Source organism: Shewanella sediminis HAW-EB3, assembly GCF_000018025.1.
Taxonomy (GTDB): domain Bacteria; phylum Pseudomonadota; class Gammaproteobacteria; order Enterobacterales; family Shewanellaceae; genus Shewanella; species Shewanella sediminis.
Genome location: NC_009831.1, coordinates 1,634,521 through 1,653,428 on the forward strand (window position 1 = coordinate 1,634,521; position 18,908 = coordinate 1,653,428).

Annotated in this window: 18 protein-coding genes; 14 read left to right on the forward strand and 4 right to left on the reverse strand. The window is 45.7% G+C overall.

Annotated elements, in window-relative coordinates; translation table 11 throughout:
* Positions 1 to 3: 3 nt before the first annotated feature.
* Positions 4 to 798, forward strand: a complete 795-nt coding sequence (locus SSED_RS07120; protein ID WP_012141722.1) for a hypothetical protein — start codon at positions 4 to 6, stop codon at positions 796 to 798.
* 102 nt (positions 799 to 900) lie between these two features.
* Positions 901 to 2,184, forward strand: a complete 1,284-nt coding sequence (locus tag SSED_RS07125) for a serine hydrolase domain-containing protein (protein WP_041421575.1) — start codon at positions 901 to 903, stop codon at positions 2,182 to 2,184.
* Positions 2,185 to 2,363: 179 nt separating this feature from the next.
* On the opposite strand, the gene SSED_RS07130 is transcribed toward SSED_RS07125, so the two are convergent.
* Positions 2,364 to 3,389 carry an alpha/beta hydrolase gene (locus SSED_RS07130; RefSeq protein ID WP_012141724.1) on the reverse strand — a complete coding sequence of 342 codons (1,026 nt, stop codon included), beginning with the start codon at positions 3,387 to 3,389 and terminating at the stop codon, positions 2,364 to 2,366.
* A 505-nt stretch (positions 3,390 to 3,894) separates the two neighbouring features.
* Between SSED_RS07130 and SSED_RS07135 the strand changes: the two genes are divergently transcribed.
* The 6 genes from SSED_RS07135 to SSED_RS07160 all read left to right on the forward strand — a co-directional run bounded on the left by SSED_RS07135 (position 3,895) and on the right by SSED_RS07160 (position 12,627).
* The gene (locus SSED_RS07135; protein ID WP_012141725.1) at positions 3,895 to 4,572 is read left to right on the forward strand and encodes an outer membrane beta-barrel protein; all 678 of its coding nucleotides are present in this window, start codon (positions 3,895 to 3,897) and stop codon (positions 4,570 to 4,572) included.
* Between the two features lie 121 nt (positions 4,573 to 4,693).
* Complete coding sequence (locus SSED_RS24950; protein ID WP_012141726.1) at positions 4,694 to 4,987, forward strand: putative hemolysin; 294 nt, start codon at positions 4,694 to 4,696, stop codon at positions 4,985 to 4,987.
* A gap of 73 nt (positions 4,988 to 5,060) precedes the next feature.
* A complete protein-coding gene (locus tag SSED_RS23605; RefSeq protein WP_012141727.1) occupies positions 5,061 to 5,633 on the forward strand; it encodes a type II secretion system protein in 573 nt (190 codons plus the stop codon).
* 346 nt (positions 5,634 to 5,979) lie between these two features.
* On the forward strand, positions 5,980 to 10,386 hold the full coding sequence (locus SSED_RS07150) for a response regulator (RefSeq protein WP_012141728.1): 4,407 nt from the start codon (positions 5,980 to 5,982) through the stop codon (positions 10,384 to 10,386).
* The gene (locus SSED_RS07155; RefSeq protein ID WP_012141729.1) at positions 10,379 to 11,287 is read left to right on the forward strand and encodes a diguanylate cyclase; all 909 of its coding nucleotides are present in this window, start codon (positions 10,379 to 10,381) and stop codon (positions 11,285 to 11,287) included. Before SSED_RS07150 ends, SSED_RS07155 begins: the two co-directional genes overlap by 8 nt.
* A gap of 110 nt (positions 11,288 to 11,397) precedes the next feature.
* A complete protein-coding gene (locus SSED_RS07160) occupies positions 11,398 to 12,627 on the forward strand; it encodes a response regulator (RefSeq protein WP_012141730.1) in 1,230 nt (409 codons plus the stop codon).
* Positions 12,628 to 12,634: 7 nt separating this feature from the next.
* Here SSED_RS07160 and SSED_RS07165 read toward each other — a convergent pair whose 3' ends face one another.
* Both SSED_RS07165 and SSED_RS07170 read right to left on the reverse strand, forming a co-directional pair.
* Positions 12,635 to 13,633, reverse strand: a complete 999-nt coding sequence (locus SSED_RS07165; protein WP_012141731.1) for a lipid A deacylase LpxR family protein — start codon at positions 13,631 to 13,633, stop codon at positions 12,635 to 12,637.
* A gap of 157 nt (positions 13,634 to 13,790) precedes the next feature.
* Positions 13,791 to 14,252: a hypothetical protein gene (locus SSED_RS07170; protein WP_012141732.1), complete on the reverse strand. Its 462-nt coding sequence runs from the start codon at positions 14,250 to 14,252 to the stop codon at positions 13,791 to 13,793.
* A 291-nt stretch (positions 14,253 to 14,543) separates the two neighbouring features.
* Here SSED_RS07170 and ohr point away from each other — a divergent pair, with 291 nt between their 5' ends.
* The 3 genes from ohr (at position 14,544) to SSED_RS07185 (ending at position 16,215) form a co-directional block, all read left to right on the forward strand.
* A complete protein-coding gene (gene ohr / locus SSED_RS07175; RefSeq protein WP_012141733.1) occupies positions 14,544 to 14,966 on the forward strand; it encodes an organic hydroperoxide reductase Ohr in 423 nt (140 codons plus the stop codon).
* 83 nt (positions 14,967 to 15,049) lie between these two features.
* The gene (locus SSED_RS07180) at positions 15,050 to 15,436 is read left to right on the forward strand and encodes a DoxX family protein (RefSeq protein ID WP_012141734.1); all 387 of its coding nucleotides are present in this window, start codon (positions 15,050 to 15,052) and stop codon (positions 15,434 to 15,436) included.
* A gap of 251 nt (positions 15,437 to 15,687) precedes the next feature.
* Positions 15,688 to 16,215: a type II secretion system protein gene (locus tag SSED_RS07185; protein WP_012141735.1), complete on the forward strand. Its 528-nt coding sequence runs from the start codon at positions 15,688 to 15,690 to the stop codon at positions 16,213 to 16,215.
* A 152-nt stretch (positions 16,216 to 16,367) separates the two neighbouring features.
* Here the strand turns inward: SSED_RS07185 and SSED_RS07190 are convergent, their stop codons facing one another.
* Positions 16,368 to 16,925 (reverse strand): NnrU family protein, encoded by a 558-nt coding sequence (locus SSED_RS07190; protein WP_012141736.1) that lies wholly within the window; start codon positions 16,923 to 16,925, stop codon positions 16,368 to 16,370.
* A gap of 299 nt (positions 16,926 to 17,224) precedes the next feature.
* On the opposite strand from SSED_RS07190, the gene SSED_RS07195 reads away from it, so the two are divergent.
* Genes SSED_RS07195 through SSED_RS07205 form a run of 3 tightly spaced genes read left to right on the forward strand, consistent with a single transcriptional unit; the run spans position 17,225 to position 18,892 of the window.
* Positions 17,225 to 17,413, forward strand: coding sequence for a hypothetical protein (locus SSED_RS07195; protein WP_041421576.1), 189 nt, complete (start codon positions 17,225 to 17,227; stop codon positions 17,411 to 17,413).
* Positions 17,374 to 17,922: a Na+/H+ antiporter subunit E gene (locus SSED_RS07200; protein ID WP_012141737.1), complete on the forward strand. Its 549-nt coding sequence runs from the start codon at positions 17,374 to 17,376 to the stop codon at positions 17,920 to 17,922. The genes SSED_RS07195 and SSED_RS07200 overlap by 40 nt, the downstream gene beginning before the upstream one ends.
* Positions 17,909 to 18,892, forward strand: coding sequence for a universal stress protein (locus SSED_RS07205; RefSeq protein ID WP_012141738.1), 984 nt, complete (start codon positions 17,909 to 17,911; stop codon positions 18,890 to 18,892). The genes SSED_RS07200 and SSED_RS07205 overlap by 14 nt, the downstream gene beginning before the upstream one ends.
* The last annotated feature ends 16 nt before the right edge of the window (positions 18,893 to 18,908 follow it).

The following is an 18,908-nucleotide window of genomic DNA, read 5'->3' on the forward strand; positions in this document are numbered from 1 at the left end:
ATTATGAAAAAAACACTTATCTCTATCGCGCTGGTTATCGGTTTTTCTGGTGCGGCTTTTGCCGGCGACAAGCAGCCGGATCCTTCAGACTTAACCGCCGTTAACTCATTTGCTTACGGCACCATAGACAATGAAGGCAAGCTTAACGGCATGTTAGGCATTGCCGGAGCATACTCTGAGGGGAATAACTATATCGGCCTGGTCGAGCATGCTGTCGCTACCAAGAACAATGAGTTTGGCAAGAAAGCACAGAACTCGCGCCTTCGCTATTTTCAAGTATTAGATACCGGCAGCTCAGTGCTTCCACAGGCTGGTTTCTCTGTCGACTACATGAAAGGCTGGAAGAGTGACGATAAGGATGTGAGCACAGATATCGTCGCCCTGGGCGCCATTACAAAATTGACCACGCCCTGGGAAGCATTATCTATCTTTCCTAACGTGGCTTATGTAAAGGGTGAGGCTGAGCATCAGCATGGTAAATTCGATTTAACGGGGTATCAGGTAAACCTTTTTGGCTCTATCGCCATAGGCGACATGGGCAAATATCTTGTTATTCAACCAGAGTTCATGCATCTCGATGGTGAGCCAAGCACCAATGGTAAGGGCGAAAAAATTTCTGCCGATATATTCAAGGTCAAAACCGGCTTCGGCATGCCAATCAGCGCCGATGGCAAATGGTGGACCGAGGTGAGCCATACCTATACCCGTACCGATGCCGAGATGAATATCATAGGTACCCCTATGAGTGAAATAGATAACGACAACAAGTTTGAAGTTGGGATCTCCTATTACTTTTAGCATGTTAACTAAGTAGAGATTATTGAGTCGATTTTAACTTAATGTTTTCGATTTGACCTATTTGGTTGTTATGATTGTTTAAAAATATCTATGGAATATATTATGAATAAAACACTATTAGCTTTCTCTCTGCTCGTTTCATTTGGCTCATCTGCGGCTGATTTTCAGGGACGAGATGCCACTTTTTTAGAGAATGCAGCCCAGCATATGATCTCGGTTAAAAACTATGATTCAGGGGAGAATGCTGCATCTACCTTTCCCCATGCCTACAAGTTTACCCATAGTTATCGCATCAGCCACGGCCTTCTGGGAAGTGGGCAGGATGTGCTGTCTCCTGAAGTATTAAAGAGTGATAAGCAACTCGATTTCAGTAAGATTATGATCACCGATATTGATGGTCAGATGGATCTCAATACTTTTCTGCGGGATCGCCTGAAAAACCATTCTATGGTCGTGGTCAATGGTGATCGTCTGTTGCACGAACATTATTGGAATAACATGGATGAACACTCTACCCACTTGATGATGTCGGTAACAAAGTCATTTACCTCGATGATGGCGGCGATTGCTGTGAGTGAGGGAAAGCTGGATATGAGCAAACCCGTTATCCACTATCTGCCCGAACTGAAAGGTACTGCATGGGAAACGGCAAGCGTACAGGAAGTGGCAGATATGAGAACCTCAGTGATCCAGAAGGTCTCCAAGCATAAATCCTGGGATGACCGCATGACACTATCTCAGTCCTATAACGGTGATACCGCTGGTGATTACCCTCGTGGTGTGACGGATTATTTTCCATTGGTGACTAAGGTCGAAACAAAGATGGGTAAGAAATACACCTATCAATGTGTAAATACAGAAGTTTTAGGCAAGGTGGTTGAAGCGGCGACAGGAAAAAGACTCGCAGACCTGATTGAGGATAATATTTGGAAGAAAGTCGGATTAGAAAATGATGCCTTTCTAATGTCAGATCATGTCGGTGGTGCCGTTGCTTCGGGTGGACTGAATGCCGCGACTAAGGACATGGCCCGTATTGGTAAGGTGCTGATGAATGATGGTAAGAACTATCTTGGAGAGCAAGTGATCCCATCGGATTTTATCTCTGGTCTATTACAAGGGGATGATAACGTTCGCTCTGCATGGAAACTCAGTAAGGAAGCCTCCCTTGCAGATGGTTGGTATAAGGACCAATTTCGCCTATTGAATGTAGGTGGTTACTCGATATTGGCAATGGTGGGTATTCATGGGCAGGTTGTCGCTATGGATAAAGCCAGTGGCACCGTTATTGCGATGAATGGAGGTTATCCTATGACAGAGACACCGCGGATGGCTATTTCACTCTTTCATAAAGTGATCCCGGCAATTCTTGATGCTGTCGAGCATTAAGCTTCAAGATTAATGCTCGTTTTAAGGATCCTCTGCACTTTGAGTGCAGGGGATTTTTTATTTCTATTAATCAATTAAATGAACACAGGTTTATCGTGAATGTATCAGAGGGAAGTTAATGAAACCCGCTTCAGTTTAGGGAGGGGTTAAGCTCCCTGTTGGGCATTAAGCTTGTTTCCCTAGCCTTGAGTATCCAGCTTTTCATCTAAGAAGGTCGCCATCTTCTTCCTGGCAAGTTTTGCTTCTGGAATATTAAAAGAAAAGGCCTGAAATACATGCCACATTCCCTCATAAATATCGAGCTTAGCCTCGCCACCATTGCTGTCTATCGCTTGATACAACCTTACCGCGTTGCTCAAGAAGAGCTCCTTGGTTCCGGCCTGAATCAAGGTCGATGGAAAAGGTTTGCTGTAGTCACCATATACCGGAGATACATAGGGATGCTTTTGATCTTTCTTAGCGGCGTAGGCCTCTGCAGACGGCCTGAGTAGTAAGTCGTAAAGATAAAGAGGATCGGCATCTTTTAGCGTGTGATAGCTGTCACCGGTATCTGTAATGTCTGACCAGGGAGACCAAAGCACAACTGCGGCGGGCAACTCCATGCCTAAATCACGCATTTTAAGTACAGAGCCTGCCGCTAAGCCTCCACCTGCAGAATCCCCATAGATGGCGATATCTGACATCTTGTAACCTTGTTTGGTTAAGCCTTGGATAACGGTGATAACCTGATCTGTGATGGTGTCATATTTGGCATGAGGCGCCAGAGTATAATCTACAGATATCACACGAAGACCGGTATCTGCCGCCACAGGGACGCTGCTGGCTAAACTGCTTTTTGCCGTATATGCCACATACGCACCACCGTGTGTGTAGACTAAAACCTTACCGTTATCTTTCCAGCCCTGGGGTTTGATATCGACAACCGGTACGCCTGCGATGCTGGTTTCGTTAATGATGGGTTTGTAGATAGCCATTGCGGCATCATTGAGGGGCTGAACCTGTTCATCAGAAAGCACCTGTAACTGTTTCCATCCTTTCGTGTCCATCCCCTCTGGAATGACAGAGGCGTTTCGTAATTCGTGGGAAAAATTTTCAGTTAAAAACTCTTGTCCTTCGATTGATATTGTCGAGGGAACATAGAAGTCGTTGGCCATTGTCGCAGCGCTCAGTAAGCTTAAGGAAAGCACCCATGTTTTGATTTTCATTTTTCACCCATCATTATATTAAAAGTAATTTATCGATTCGATGTGTGTTTATCTTATTGAAAACCTTTCCACTATTCATTACTTACAGTGTTAGTTGTTGAGTCGCTTTTTTTTATTCATATCACTAAGATTTTGCTGGCTGACTAACCGAGTCACATAAAAAAGAGTCTCGGGAATAACTCAATTCCGACATATCTGTTTCTACTGCAACCAGCTGTTAAAAATGATCACTGTTTAATAACAATGAGGCGGCAGTTTTCCTTCCTTGTATCTCTAAGACTTATCAATTTTCTTAATGATGTCTGGTAAATCCACCCTCTATATCATGAGCTCACCTTAACAAAGAGAGACCCCTTCTTTGTTAAAGCCTTTGTAAAACCCATAGTAACCATTAGCAAGCCTAAGTCAGTCGCCGGTGACACGCTATGTCAGAAAGTAGCCAGACCCATACAAGGTGAGTAACCGGGCAAAAGCCAACTCATTCAGAGAACCATAGAGAATTATTATGAAAAAAGTATTATTAGCGTGCGCCGTAACTTCAATGTTAGCCCTATCCGCTTCGGCAACTGCGAGTGAATTTACACTCAACCCTATGGTTGGTGTTTCAAACAGTAAGGCCATGGGAACTAAGGCTGCCATCGGTTTGGAAGCGGGTTATAGCGACTTCGTTTTTGGTTATACCTACAGCGGTGCCGAGAAAGGTCAGAATATTAATACCAGCTTTGAAACAGACGTCATGCCTGGATCGCCAGATGTAGAGATGATTCAGGTAAACGGTAGCGAAAGAAATGATTATAAGGCTCATACCTTATACCTTGGTTACCAGTTTGATATCGGAGCAGGACAGCTAGCACTTAAGGCCGGTGCCGAGTTTTCAAAGCTAAAATCAGTGGGTCAATATGAACTTAATAATGCCACTCCGGGGCAAGAAACGGTCGATATAGCAGAACTAAGCTTAAACACCGCTAGCAGCACCGTGATTAAGCCTATGATTGGTGTCGGTTACTACATGAATAACGGCCTGAATTTCAACCTGCACTATACCTTCCACAACGGCGATCGTGACATGAAAGGAACCGGTTCGGTTCTCGACGCCCGAGGTACCGATGCAGGGCCTGTATCTTACTCTACTTCCGATAAAGACTTCAGCACTGTGATGTTTACTGTTGGTTACCGTTTCTAAGTCATTACTTAAATGATAAAGAATAAACGATAAGCGTCCACTCGGGCGCTTTTTAATATTTACAGGCCGATAAGTGAGAGCTTCTCCTTGCCTGAAATCGAAGATTATCTGGAGTCATTTCATGAAAAATATGAACCTTGATTTGTTTGGCAAGATCTCATTTGAGAAGGTGCTTAACGGCGTCTTTATCGGTGTCGGTCTGGTTATTATTTTCTTAGCCCTTGCGGCATGTTCCATTCATGAAGAGGCCGCTATGGCAAACATGAGTAACCCGGCTTCCGACTACTGCCTTGCATTGGATGGAAAGCTGGAGATTGTCAGCGGTCCCGATGGACAACAAGGTATTTGCACGCTTCCCTCGGGTGAAGTGATTGAAGAGTGGGAATTGTATCGTCGAGAACATCAAGATAAATAACATCTTCTCTTATTTAATCTGGCTACTTATAGATCTATAGCGGTTGTTTTTAATGCCCCAGAGGGAAAATTTAATGCATGCATCAAGTGTTACTTTAAAAGCAGATTCAGGTTTTACCTTAGTCGAACTCGTGATAGTAATAGTGATTTTGGGCATTTTGTCAGTGGTTGCGGCGCCCAAGTTTATCAATTTAAAAAGTGATGCTCACCGTTCGGTATTAAATGGTGTAAGAGGGGCTATCTCAAGCGGAAACCAGCTGGTTTACTCTAAAGCTGTGCTACAGGGAAAAGAGCGGCAAGCTGTGGCCGACGTTCAACTGGGAGGAAGCTTAGGCAGCGCCGTATTGACCTATGGTCATATCCCTTCCTCTTTGCCAGTGTCACAAAAAGCCAGCACAAAGAACATTGATAGTGCCGCCGTATATGAAAGTATTACTCAGATTCTGGCATTAGATGCTGAACATCTCAAGGATGAGTCCTCTGTCGCTACTCGCCAGTGGGGTATTTATATTGAAGGCGGCAGTGATAAATTTGTAAATTTTGTGCCAAGAGGTTTATCTGTCGATTCTGAGTGTCACCTGCAATATACGGGTATAAATGGAGAAGGAGAAGCCGTTATGTTGACATTAATCGACAATGGTTGTTAAGAGTATGATGCTGAGTCGAATCTGAAAACTGACTGCTTTCGCATCCCATCATCCCGACATCAAGTGGCGAGGAACGATATTTTCGGGATCCAGCTGGACTTAAGCGCCTTCGATTCCGTATAAATTTCCTCCTTCACTTTACGGAAAGACAAACTTATCAAAATTTGTGTGATTGACTATTAGTCGTTGCCTTTCCCTATCTATTGTCGAGTCGTCATCTCCCTTGTCTCTGTTTTATTTCCGCTTTTCGTGAATTTTTTCACCACCTCTACTAAGCTAAATTCAACTTTGTTTTGCATTCAATAAAGTTATCGGAGCAGTCAATAGTGATAGTTAAAAGGTGAATATGGACGATAAGCCGAATGAAATAGATAGCCCTGCTAAAAGTAAGTACGGCTCTTTGAGTCTCAGTTTGATTCTATGGTTTCTGATGCTCTCATTAATCCCATTGGTTGGAGTTTCCTGGTTTAGTTATGAGCAAGCGAAACAGAGCCTGGTCAATGAGTTACAAAAGGAGCTGGCTCAGTCCTCTTTATTGAGCACAAAAGCCATTCAGAGCTGGTTTCAGTATCGAATGGTCGATCTTAATGTTGAAGCCGCTTCACCCAACAACTCCCTCTTACTGCAGTCACTTATCGCGGGGCTGGAGAGGAGTAAACTGGCGGGAGATGAATATGTTCGAACTTCTGACTGGGACCAGACAGTCGATACCTATCAGCATGAGCTTCTGGCTAAGGCTCATCAGTATGACTATATCAGTGATCTGTATTTAATTGATATGCAGGGGAATATCCTCTTCACCGTGACTAAAGAGGAGGATCTTGGTCAAAATATTTTTAGTGAAAAAAACAGTGATTCGCTGTTTTCGACCAGTGTCCGCTTAGCTCTTGATACCGGCGATGCTAATTTTTCCGGATTAGAACGTTATGAAGCGTCATCTGAGTCTATTGCGGGGTTCGTCAGTGCACGCCTGTTTGATGAGTTTGGAGAACCCATCGGGGTTTTCGTTATCCAGTTAAAGTTTGAGAAGATACTGAATTTATTAGGCTCTACTTTCGGTGTGAATAGCTCGTTATCACACTACCTGGTAGCTGAAGATGGCACATTAAGAACGCCCATAAAAGATAATTGGAATGAAGTACTTCTGAGAAAAATTGATACTTTCCAATTTAACATCTGGCGTAACAAACGTAGATTGCATGAAGGCGATAGCAGGAATGCTGGTACGGATGAGCCGAGTATAAAAGAGTCGGCTTCTGAGTATATTGGCCCTAACGGCCAAGAGGTTATCGGCATGGGTCAGGAAGTCAAAATGGCTAATGTGACCTGGCTACTCATTAGTGAATTGGAGCGGGATGAAGCGTTATCGGCGATAAACTGGTTAGGCAAGATAACTATGTTTTTAGTCATGATTACCGCTTTAGTCGTCATTATTGCGGCTGTCTATATCACCCGAAAAATCACCTATCCGATTAATGTGTTAGCGGCGGCGAGCCTGAAGATGGCCTCAGGAAAGGAGGTGGGTGAACTAACGATAGATAGTCACAATGAGATAGGCCTACTGACCGATGCATTTAACTTTATGGTCGATGCAAGAACAAGCCATGAAAAGAAGTTGTACAAGACTAAAGAGCAGCTGCAACAGGCATTGGAGAGTTTAGAGGGGCAAAAATTTGCTCTCGATCAACACTCCATCGTCGCGGTGACAGATCTGAAGGGTACGATCACCTATGTCAACCAGCTTTTTACAGAGATCAGTGGATATGCATCCGAAGAGCTTCTGGGCCGGAATCACAGAATACTCAACTCGGGTCATCATCCCCGGGGCTTTTTCAAGCAGATGTATGAGGTGATCACTAAGGGAGAGGTATGGAACGCCGAGATATGTAACAGAGCCAAAAATGGCACCTTGTATTGGGTTGATACGACAGTTGTTCCACTTAAAGACGCTGAGGGTCACCCCCATAGTTATATTGCAATTCGCACCGATATCACCGAGAGAATGACCGCATCTATAAAGGCGAATGAAGCGCTGTCTCTGATGCATTCAGTGCTCGAATCTACAGATAACGGCATCTTAGTTACCAGCATTCAGGGCAAGATACTGCAGGTCAATAATCGATTTATGGAACTCTGGAAGATAGATGACAAAACCTTGATTGGACGCGATGACTCAGAGATTGCTCACTATGCCAAGTCTCAGCTTGTGGATTCCGCGTCTTTTATACAAGGCATTGAGCGGCTATACAGGGATCCGGAGCTTGAGTTATTCGATACTTTAGCGTTTATTGATGGGAGGGTGTTTGAGCGTGTTTCACTTCCTATGATGTCAGAAGGTGGGGTGCTTGGCAGGGTCTGGAGTTTTCGGGATGTTACCGAGAGTATGAAGATTCGGAGTGAGCTGATGCTGGCTAAAGAGGGAGCCGAGCTGGCGGTAAAAGCCAAGAGTGAGTTCTTGGCCAGTATGAGCCATGAGATACGAACGCCGATGAATGGTGTTCTGGGTATGTTGGGCTTGTTACTCAATACTAAATTGTCTGATTTTCAGCGTCGAAGAGTGAGTATCGCCCAATCGAGTGCAGAATCTTTACTGACGCTTATCAATGATATTCTCGACTATTCTAAAATTGATGCCGGTAAGCTTGAGCTGGAAAATTTAGATTTTAATTTACGGGGTATGCTGGGGGAGTTTGCCGAGGGCATGGCTCACCTGGCTCAGGATAAAGATCTTGAACTTATTCTCGACGTCAAAGGCGTCGAGTATTCTATGGTCAATGGCGACCCAGGACGTCTGAGACAAGCATTAACCAATCTCACGGGCAATGCGATTAAGTTTACCAAGCAGGGCGAAGTGGTGATTAAGGCAGAGCTTGTTCCCTGCGATGATGAGACATTGTGGCGTTTAAAATGTTCGGTTTCAGATACCGGCATTGGTATCGCGGAGGATAAAATTGACTCACTGTTTGACTCTTTCAGTCAGGTGGATGCTTCAACGACCCGAAAGTATGGCGGAACCGGGTTAGGACTGGCCATTGTCGATAAAGTCTGCAATCTGATGGGGGGCAGTGTGTCGGTAGAAAGTGAAGAGGGGGTGGGGAGTTGTTTTCGTTTCGAGGTGAGTTTAGGGCGAAGTACTCACTCCCAGTTGGTTGTGCCTAAGGTCGATATTACCGCCTTAAAGTTATTGGTCGTCGATGATAATGAAACCAACAGAGAGGTGATCCGTGGCCAGCTCGAATACTGGGGGGCCGATGTCGTCGAAGCTAAGAGTGGTCCGCAGGCCATTCAGATATGTGAAGAGTATTTTGAAGATCCGGATAAGCAGCTGTTCGATGTGGCATTTTTAGATATGCAGATGGCCGATATGGATGGAGCTGAGCTGGGAAAGAGGTTGAAAGCCGACAGCAGATTCGAACCGATTAAACTGGTAATGATGACCTCTATGTCACAAATCGGTGATACACACTTCTTCGCCGAACTCGGTTTTAGCGCCTATTTTCCTAAGCCTACAACGACATCCGATCTATTTGACGCCTTATCGATTGTTTCTGAAGGGGGGCAGGCTCTGCAAGAGGCTCAGCCGCTGGTGACTCATCATTATTTACAGTCATTGAGCCAGGTTAAGAGGGGAGAGGTGTTTAGCTGGCCCGAAGATACCCATATTCTTTTAGTCGAAGATAACTACGTTAATCAGCTGGTTGCTAAGGGGATCTTAGAAGACTTAGGTTTATCGACCGAGGTTGCCGATAATGGAGCCTTGGCATTGGAACAATTGCTGCGGGGTGGCAGCAAGCCATACTCACTGATATTGATGGACTGTCAAATGCCCGAGCTCGATGGCTACGAGACAACCAGACAGATCCGAGCCGGAAATGCGGGTGAACAATATCTTGATATTCCCATTGTGGCGATGACTGCAAACGCCATGATGGGCGATAAAGAGAAGTGCTTAGATGCCGGGATGAGCGACTACCTCTCTAAACCTATCGATTCAGATAAACTGCGTTTGAAACTATATCAATGGCTTACCGTTAGTCATGGTGAGCAAGGAGGAAAAGAAGCGGATCTGTTTTCTCCACCAGTTGAATCAAAGCCCTCTATACTTGATGAACAAGACGCTTCAGTTGGTGAAGTCCCAGTCTGGGATAGAGAGGGCTTAATGAAGCGAGCCATGGGGAAGGAGTCACTCTTTAATTCAATCGTGACCCTTTTTATGGAGGATATTCCTGCTCGGGTAGATTCACTCTTGCTTGCAGCAGAGAGTGAAGATATCGAGCAGAGCAGGCAGTTGGCGCATACGGTTAAGGGCGTTGCGGCTAATGTTGGTGCAGAAATGCTGCGGGCAGAGGCCGAAAAGATTGAGTCAGCGGCAAAAACTTACGATATCGATTCGATTAAGAAAGATATTCCAGTTTTTTGTTTGGCCTATAGCGCATTGAAAGCCTGTATCGAAGATTTTCAACGTAACAATGTCTCGCAACTTCAGCAAGATAAATGCATGAGTGAGGATGCGTTAAATTTGATGCTGGAGGATATTGGTAACCTTCTCGACGATGGCAGTTATATTGATGTGGATGATTTTTCCAGTTTAAAGTGGGCGACCGAAAATGAAGCCATGCAGGAACTCTGTAACCAGTTACTAAATCAACTGGCCGACTTTGAGCATACCGAGGCCACAGCGACATTAAGACTGTTAACTAAAGCGCTAACTGAAAGTCACTCGAAACTCAACAAGGACTTGGTTAATGAATGACTTACCAACCATTTTGATCGTTGATGATACACGGACCAATATTCAACTATTGGCAGGGTGTTTGAAAAAAGACTATCGGCTAAAAATTGCAATGAATGGGCAGCGATGTCTCGAGCTCGCACGCATAGACCCCCTACCCGATCTCATTTTATTGGATGTGGTTATGCCAGAAATGGATGGTTATGAAGTATGTAGAAAGCTTAAGGCTAATCCACATACCCAGCATATTCCCATCATCTTCGTTACCGGGAGAGACAGTGATGATGAAGAGGAGTATGGCCTACAACTCGGAGCCGTAGATTACATCACTAAGCCTATTCGTCCCGCCATCGTTACCGCACGGGTCAGTACTCAGATCATGTTGAAACAAAAGAGTGATGAGTTGCGCAATATGGCGCTGCACGATCAGCTCACCCAGCTCTATAACCGTCATTTCCTGATCGAAGCCGCCAATCAAAAAATGGCAGAATCTATCCGGCACAATAATCCACTGTCGATATTGATGATAGATATCGACCATTTCAAGCAGGTTAACGATCAGTTCGGTCATCAGGCCGGGGATAGCGTGTTGCAGGCCGTTGCCAAGGCTTTAGCCGAGAGTAATCGCAAAGAGGATGTGGTTGCACGTTTCGGTGGGGAGGAATTTGTTGCCCTGTTTGAACATTGCTCAATCGATAGTGCCGAGGAGAAGGCTGAGAGGTTGAGGGATAAAATTGAACGATTAATGCCGGCGGGGATCCGCATTACCGCCAGCTTTGGTGTGGCAGAGCTGAGACCTAATGAAGAGAGTTTCGAGCAATTATTGGCACGCGCCGATGAGGCCGTTTATCGCGCGAAAGAGTTGGGAAGAAATAGAGTCGTATCGGCCACGATTCAGTTAAGTTGTAATGAAAACTATTAGCAAAAAAACTATTAGTAGAAAAACATTCAGGGCGTTTCACTCAGTACCGCCATTCAATGTGGCTGAATGAGTTAAAGCGGCTAAGTTAAGCATTTACCGGAGAGTCAGAGATGAAGCCAGTTTCTAATATACTAATCGTTGATGATACTGCTATTAGCCGTTTAATACTCAGGGGGATGCTTGAGGATAAGTATCGTGTTACCGAAGCTGATAACGGTGAAACTTGCCTGGCCATGGTAAAGGATTCAATCCCCGACCTCTTACTGCTGGATGTCGATATGCCGGGGTTAACAGGTTATGAGGTGTGTGTCGCACTGAGAAAAGAATCTGCCACTGCAAACTTACCCATTATTTTCGTATCAGCTCTCGATACCGTAGAGGAAAGGCTGGCAGGCTTCGAAGCCGGAGCCGATGAGTACATTGTCAAACCCGCAGAACCGGAAGCACTTAATGCAAAGGTTGATACTTGCCTCGAACGGTATTTAGAGGTGTTTAATGCCGAGAAATCGGCATTAGAGGCTACTGAGATCGCCATGGAGGCGATGACCGTCAGCAGTGAATTAGGACAGGTGGTTAATTTTATTAAGGACGTACAATCCATTGAACACCCCCATGAGGTGGGGCTTGCCATCATAAGAATTCTCAGGAACTTTGGGATGAACTCTGTGGCGAGAATTGACACCGGCTCCGCTGTTTTTGTGGACTGCGGCGAAGAGAGTATAGAAGCACAAGTGCTTTCTCGGTTTGTTGTTCATAGTGAACGAATATTAAGTGTGGGGATACGTACCGTTATCAGAGCGCCCCATATCGTCTTGCTGATAAAGGATATGCCATTAGATGATGAAAAACGATGCGGAAGGTTCAGGGATCATATTGCTGTATTAATGGATATCGCCGGTGCTCACCTGGCTACCTTAAAAGCACGTGAGGAGATGGTTGAGCAAAGACAGAACATTTTTACTCAGGTCATCGCCGTTGCTGAGAAGCAGTTGGAGTTAACGACAGAGCGACTGTTTGAACATGACAGGCATTCTCAAGGGATCATGCATAGTATGGTCAATCAATTAGAGGGGATGCTTTTTGGACTCGGACTGGAGGAAGATCAGGAGAAACAGCTTATGGCTCTTGCAGATCAGACATCGTTAAAGATAGAGGAGACTCAGGGCGAAACACAGGTGGTGAGCAGAGAGTTAGGGACGATATTGGAAAGCTTATATGATTTTTTCAATACGCTTAACGATAATACTCCCCGTGACGATGTGTATGATAGCGCTTATGAAAAGACTGAGCATAATGAACACTCTAGCCCTGAAGGAAACCCGGCCGATATGAGGTTATGACTTTCTTTTACAACTGCCAGCTGATGATTAATGAGCCATAACCATGCCAACTGTCGGGATCGCTCTGGTACTCTTTGGTGTAAGCATTAAAGCTCCACGCGAGAGACCAGCTTGGATGGGCCCAGATAATGCCTGTGGTGACACCCGCCTGACTGTTTTCAAACTCAACATGGGAGTTGTAGGGAAGGGATCCATCTATGGTCAGATCATTGAATCGATATCCCACATAGGCCCGGGTGAAGAGCATCCAGCTGCTGAATTTAGTGGTGGCCGAGATGTTACCGAATTGACCACTATGCTGGCTTAAGCGAGCAAATGAGTCTGCTAAATTTGTCCCCCACCTGAAGGTTAACCCGAGATCCGCTTCACTGCGAAAGTTCCCCGCTTGTGAATGACTAAAGCCGCTCAGCTCCCACAGTGTTTCACCTGTAAATGCGTTACTGAATGCATCTCTGCGCATAATAAGCGCATCTAGTTCATAGGCAAGTTGAATCGTTAATTGATTTTCAATCTGATGTTGCCAGCCATTCGGTGTCGATGATGGCGTGAGCTTATGGAACAGTTTCTGTAACTGCTCAGTACCGGAAGCCGGCCCTGAAATACCCAATGATAACCAGTTTTTCTGGGCCCAAGTTTCTCCATAGGTCGCGGTGTGACTTTCAATCGCTAAGTAGCCGGCATAGGGGCGGTCGTAGGGTTGGGGAGTCTCAATCTTGATTTCACCGGGTGTCCACATCTGCTGTGTGAGTTTCACTCCCCAGGCTCGTTGTGCACTGTTCTGCTTGAAGCTAAACAAACTTTGCCAGCGTATAGGGGAGGCTGTGTCATCCAGATTTTGTAGCGGAGCACTCTCCCAACCAAGCGTTAAGCCGTTGGTATAGTTACCGTCATCTTTGAAGATGAAGTCATTATCTACCTGAAGATGCCATTGTCCTGCACTTACCCAGGGAGAGATGAGCAAGAGAATAGAGGTACTGATAAAGCGCTTTGAAACCTGATAGTTCATATTCAGCTCCAATAAACGACAGTAAGTGATAAAAGTCTGCTCTTGAGCATAAACAGATCCCCGGCACCTCTTCAAGGTAATTGATGTGACGCTTTGTATTAGTCCCTGATCGCCTTATCATGCGGAGGTGAGCCAAGGACCAGTATAGACTACCGGGTCAGTGGATCACTTTTTGTGATACAGCCTCGAATCCGTTTAATGAAAAGCTTTGGTCATAAAATTGCACCCGAGCTGCATCTTGCATCATGCCAATGAGTTTCATGCTGGCCTTCCCATTCACCTCTGCGAAGGATATGCCTTGATTGCATCCGATTAATGCAGGAACAGACAGAAGCTGTAATGCTTTATTGACCTCAAGCTCAACATCTATGCTGGTGGGGATGGGCTTAAACAGCGCATCTTGGCCGCCACAGTAGGCCTGATCGTCAAGGTGGGTAAAAACCACAACCGCTTTGCCAGCACCACTGTCGACGAGTTTCATCTTTTGGTATCCGTGGCTTGAGACGATAGTAGCTTGAGCTTGAGAATGCTGCAGGGTCCAAAGCTCACGATTGAACTCATTCGCGAAACTGGCACCTGAGTATAGTAAAATACAGGCGCTGATAATTATCTTTCTCATGACTCTCCTCAAAACTCGATATTTTCACATCAAGGTTAGCCGATACGTCCTTAATCTATGCTGAATAAAACACCGTGTTGTATTGACTTAGTGATGAGGTTTTCTTCATTTCTATGCCTGTAATGCTACTAGTGCAAATTTAATTGCGCGCAATTTACTTGCTCGCAAGTCATTGGCGTGGTATAAATTGCGTTAATTCAATTGCGCACAATCTTTACCTGCATTTTTATCGGCAGTTTTTATCAAAAATATTAGGTAATGTGCGCTTTTTACTAGATATGGAGTTAAACAATGAAAGCACTATATAGCACTCAAGCAACCGCCAGCGCAGGACGAAACGGCAATGTCGCGACAGATGATGGCAAGCTATCTTTAGCATTAAGCTACCCTAAAGAGATGGGAGGCTCGGGAGAGGCGACCAACCCGGAACAACTTTTTGCCGCAGGTTATAGTGCCTGTTTTTCAAATGCCCTGCTGCATGTTGCACGTGAAGGTAAGTTGGTCTTAACTCAAGCGCCGGTAACTGCAACGGTTGGAATTGGAGTTAGAGAAGAGGGGGGATTTGGATTATCCGTTGCCTTGGCCGTGGAGCTGGAGTTGCCTCAAGCACAAGCCGTAGCTTTGGTGAGGAATGCGCATCTTGTCTGTCCTTATTCAAATGCAGTTCGTAATAACATCGATGTGATGCTAACGGTAAACGGCGAGAGCATCTAACCTTAGCTTATGCTCTGAATGTATGAGTCAGAGAATACGAATATGTGTGGCTAATTCATACAAGCCACAGAGAGGAAGCGAAGGTGAATCAAAAATTGGTGACTGTGGGGCGGGTAATGCTGGCGCTTTATTTCTTATTGCCCGGTATTATGAAGTTTGTCAGCTGGGATATGCATATAACCTTAATGGAAACCCATGGGATGATCATGGCTCCTCAACTGCTGGCTGCGGCGGCAATATTTGAGATCGTTGCCGCCATCGCCCTGTTAATGAACCGCTATACCGCGCTTGTATCGATACTGCTTGCACTGCTTGTGGTGGTGATAAATGTCAGCTTGCATGATTTTTGGAACTTCACCGGAATCGAAGCCGCCCATGAGATGCAAAACTTCATTAAAAATCTCGGGATCCTGGCAGGACTGCTTGTATTAGCTGGGCACTGCGGAGAAAAATCCAAAGCTAAAAACTAACCAGAATTCAGGTTAACAAAGGCTGTAGGCTACCCGGTCTCGAATAATGCAGCGTATAACTGAGCTTATTTGGGCTGTGAAAAATAGCTAGCTCAATTTGGTTAGCCACTTCTAGCAAAAGAGCATCAGCGATGTGAAGACGAGAGATAGATCTGTCTTTACCTTTCTCGTCATCCATTTAGCTTGAACTCTCCCTCTATCATGTGCAAAATCTAGCCACCTGAAAACGTTTGAATGTATTGGTTAATTGAATGGACTCGAAGAACTGCTCAAGTTCGCATGGATTTACGCTTATAGAACTCGTCGTCGTTATTGTTATATTGGGAATTCTGGCTGTCACCTCGTCCAGTAAATTCATTAGCCTGAGCGGCGATGCTAAAGATGCTGTGTTGCAACAATTCGGCGCCTCCGTTGTTGAGGCAAATAAGCAGATGTATATCTTATCTAAACTCTCCAGCTACCGGGCTCAGCCCGTACCGGGTCGTGGCGATCTTACCGATGTAGATGTTGACGGTGATGGTGTATTCGAAACTCGTTTAAAATGCGGATATCTGGATAATACCGATGTGGCTAAGAGATTAAATTACAGCGATGACCGTTTAGGCTTTGAATTTGAGGGTGTCGATAAGGTCTACTTTGGCTTTGACCAGAGTGATATCAAATCCGGTCAATGTTATTTTATGTACCAGCAAGCCTACGGTACGACTAATCCCGCTACCTGCAATCAGGATGACCCAAAAGCCGCGCCGGTTTATGAGGTGGTGATTGAAGGCTGTTGAGTCTACTTAAATTAATTCCGTTACTCGTTTACTACAAGTTATCAAAGAGATTAGATTTCAGAGCGCTTTGGCTATCAAAGTACTCTAATTATCAAAGTTATTCGCTCATTTAGGGGGGCAAATCCCCCCCATCTTATCCGTCCACCATTCCATCAGTCGATCACGGACACACCGAATAGTGTTTGGTGGCCGCGCAGCACCAAAGCATAGACAATTAGTCCAACCACCACCGCGATGACGTCGAACTTTGCCTTAGGTTCACCCTTGGGCACGATACTGTCTCTGGATTTTGCCAGTAAAATGTCGGCTAAAGCATAGAGGAAGAATCCGCCAAATAGTACGCTGGAGGCCAGGTCACCGTTGGCTAGCAAATGCACTAAGGCCCATAAGCAGGTGGCAATCAACATGGGATGTTTGAGTTTTGCGCGTATATAGGTATCGAGATAGGCTGAAATAAGCAAGATAAACACAAGTGGCATGATGGCGTGTACCAGTGGTCTGGCGAAAGACAGTGGTTGCCAGAGTTGCTCCTTAGAGGCCATGCCAAAGCCATTGATGATCAGTACAAAACCGATAAGTGAAATGGTGGAAAACAGCGCCAGATAGGGGACTCTTCCCAATTTACCTATCAAGGCTTGCCGAGCTTGTACCTGAGTTGGAAATAGATGAATGGCGATAAACAGCACCATTCCCGATAACAAAACTATCATGCCAATCTCCTTATAAAATGATGGCTTAGGCCAATCTCGCAGAATAGAGCAAGATTGTCACGCTCTCTTTCGTGTGGTTGCCCCCGCTGTTTTTTCTATCGGTTATTGGCAAGGTCACTTCTGCAATACTGGCTGTAAATGATGTAGGTATATTTCCCTATGATGAACCGATTGTTTGGCACCGCTCCGGTTGGAATAACTTAATAAATTGAGATACTCATAGGCAGAATCATCATCTACACTTTAGTGGAGACAGATAAGTTGTTGCGCCGTTGCGCTGAGAGTAATAAGGCTGATTAATGAGCATTTTTCAAGGCATGTTTAGTGAGTTGATGGCTCATGGCTTGGGTGATGTCACAGGTTCGGGTATGGCGAGGATCGCCCTGATGTTGATGCCGTATATGGATGTGAGCCATGAGGTGACGGAGATGCTCCAGGGAGATGCGGTATGGGTCGACTATCAGGTAGGGGCTGGTTCAGCGATTTGATGAATATTCACTTCCGGAGGGTATGGTTTCGCGCGGCTGCTTTTACCTTTATGTGGTGGATGCTCACTGCGGGGTCAGTAAACTCATGGCTGGTTGGTGCGCCGGTAGTGCTTGTTGCTACGCTGATAAGCATGGTACTGGTGCCTCCTTTTTCCTGTTCGGTGGTTGGCTCTGTACGCTTCGTGCCATTTTTTATTTGGCACTCGCTGCGTGGCGGTGCCGATGTGGCGTGGCGCGCATTTCACCCCCAAATGCCCATAGCACCGGGTCTTGTTGACTTCCCCTTACGCCTGCCACCGGGAATGTGCCGGGTATTCATGGTTAATACGGTCAGTCTGCTGCCGGGTACATTGAGTGTCGAGTTGGGAGCGAACTGTCTGAAAGTTCATGTGCTCGATATACGAAAAAACGTGTTATCTGAACTCGCGACGCTAGAACAAATTGTTGCCAAGATGTTCAAAATATCCCTGCAGGATGCTAAAGGAGATGAATGCAATGAAGAGATTTAAAGACATACTTTGTGTGTTGGAACCGGTGAAAGTTTGCGAACCGGCTCTGGAGCGTGCCGTCACTCTGGCCGAGAATAATCAGGCCTGTTTAACTGTGGTTGACGTGGCGCCATATGTCACTGTGGGGATTGGGATGTCTGATGGTGGCTCTGGCTTAGCCAATTTGCAGGCCGCGATGGTCAGTATACACAAACAACGACTGGAGGCATTCGTTGAGCCGTTCGCTAAGCGGGTTAAGATCGAAACTAAAGTATTGGTTGGCACGCCATTCCTGGAGATCATACGTGAGGTTCTGCGCAACGGGCGGGATCTGGTGATCAAAGTACCTGAATATCAGGATTGGTTAGAACGGTTATTTGGCAGTGACGATATGCATATCTTGCGCAAGTGCCCCTGTCCGGTTTGGTTAATCAAGTCGCAGGCCCCAAAGACCCACAGAGTCATCCTGGCCGCAGTCGATGTCGATGACACCCATCAGCCGCAAGAGATGGAATCACGACATGCACTTAACCGTCAGGTACTCGAAATGGCCAGCTCTCTGGCTCTGGCCGGGGCTGCCGAGCTGCATATCGTGCATGCATGGAATGTGTTAGGAGAGGGGTCCATGCGTCATGGGGCATTCATGAATGCGTCGGAAAGCGAAGTCAACGCCTGTGTCGAGCAAGTTAGACGACAACATGAGGCTAATCTGGATGATCTGATGTGCGAGGTGAGCGCCAATATGGGGCAGGATACTTTGCATTATCTTAAACCCCAAAAGCATCTGGTGAAGGGAGGAGCTCGCAAAGAGATACCGGCGCTGGCCAGGCATATCGACGCAGATCTTGTTGTTATGGGAACAGTAGCCCGTACTGGTGTATCAGGCTTTATCATGGGCAATACCGCGGAATCAATCCTGAATCAAATCGATTGCTCCGTACTCGCGAGCAAACCACCGGGCTTTAAAACGCCGGTTATATTGGACGACTAAAGCCGTATGCAAACCC

What these genes read in the sequence shown, in the direction of transcription:
- SSED_RS07155 (WP_012141729.1), top strand. Translation starts at nt 10,379, where the DNA reads ATGAATGACTTACCAACCATTTTGATCGTTGATGATACACGGACCAAT.
- ohr (WP_012141733.1), top strand. Translation starts at nt 14,544, where the DNA reads ATGAAAGCACTATATAGCACTCAAGCAACCGCCAGCGCAGGACGAAAC.
- SSED_RS07125 (WP_041421575.1), top strand. Translation starts at nt 901, where the DNA reads ATGAATAAAACACTATTAGCTTTCTCTCTGCTCGTTTCATTTGGCTCA.
- SSED_RS07195 (WP_041421576.1), top strand. Translation starts at nt 17,225, where the DNA reads ATGAGCATTTTTCAAGGCATGTTTAGTGAGTTGATGGCTCATGGCTTG.
- SSED_RS07120 (WP_012141722.1), top strand. Translation starts at nt 4, where the DNA reads ATGAAAAAAACACTTATCTCTATCGCGCTGGTTATCGGTTTTTCTGGT.
- SSED_RS07130 (WP_012141724.1), bottom strand. Translation starts at nt 3,389, where the DNA reads ATGAAAATCAAAACATGGGTGCTTTCCTTAAGCTTACTGAGCGCTGCG.
- SSED_RS07170 (WP_012141732.1), bottom strand. Translation starts at nt 14,252, where the DNA reads ATGAGAAAGATAATTATCAGCGCCTGTATTTTACTATACTCAGGTGCC.
- SSED_RS07190 (WP_012141736.1), bottom strand. Translation starts at nt 16,925, where the DNA reads ATGATAGTTTTGTTATCGGGAATGGTGCTGTTTATCGCCATTCATCTA.
- SSED_RS24950 (WP_012141726.1), top strand. Translation starts at nt 4,694, where the DNA reads ATGAAAAATATGAACCTTGATTTGTTTGGCAAGATCTCATTTGAGAAG.
- SSED_RS07135 (WP_012141725.1), top strand. Translation starts at nt 3,895, where the DNA reads ATGAAAAAAGTATTATTAGCGTGCGCCGTAACTTCAATGTTAGCCCTA.
- SSED_RS07205 (WP_012141738.1), top strand. Translation starts at nt 17,909, where the DNA reads ATGAAGAGATTTAAAGACATACTTTGTGTGTTGGAACCGGTGAAAGTT.
- SSED_RS07150 (WP_012141728.1), top strand. Translation starts at nt 5,980, where the DNA reads ATGGACGATAAGCCGAATGAAATAGATAGCCCTGCTAAAAGTAAGTAC.
- SSED_RS07165 (WP_012141731.1), bottom strand. Translation starts at nt 13,633, where the DNA reads ATGAACTATCAGGTTTCAAAGCGCTTTATCAGTACCTCTATTCTCTTG.
- SSED_RS07160 (WP_012141730.1), top strand. Translation starts at nt 11,398, where the DNA reads ATGAAGCCAGTTTCTAATATACTAATCGTTGATGATACTGCTATTAGC.
- SSED_RS07200 (WP_012141737.1), top strand. Translation starts at nt 17,374, where the DNA reads ATGGGTCGACTATCAGGTAGGGGCTGGTTCAGCGATTTGATGAATATT.
- SSED_RS23605 (WP_012141727.1), top strand. Translation starts at nt 5,061, where the DNA reads ATGCATGCATCAAGTGTTACTTTAAAAGCAGATTCAGGTTTTACCTTA.
- SSED_RS07185 (WP_012141735.1), top strand. Translation starts at nt 15,688, where the DNA reads ATGGACTCGAAGAACTGCTCAAGTTCGCATGGATTTACGCTTATAGAA.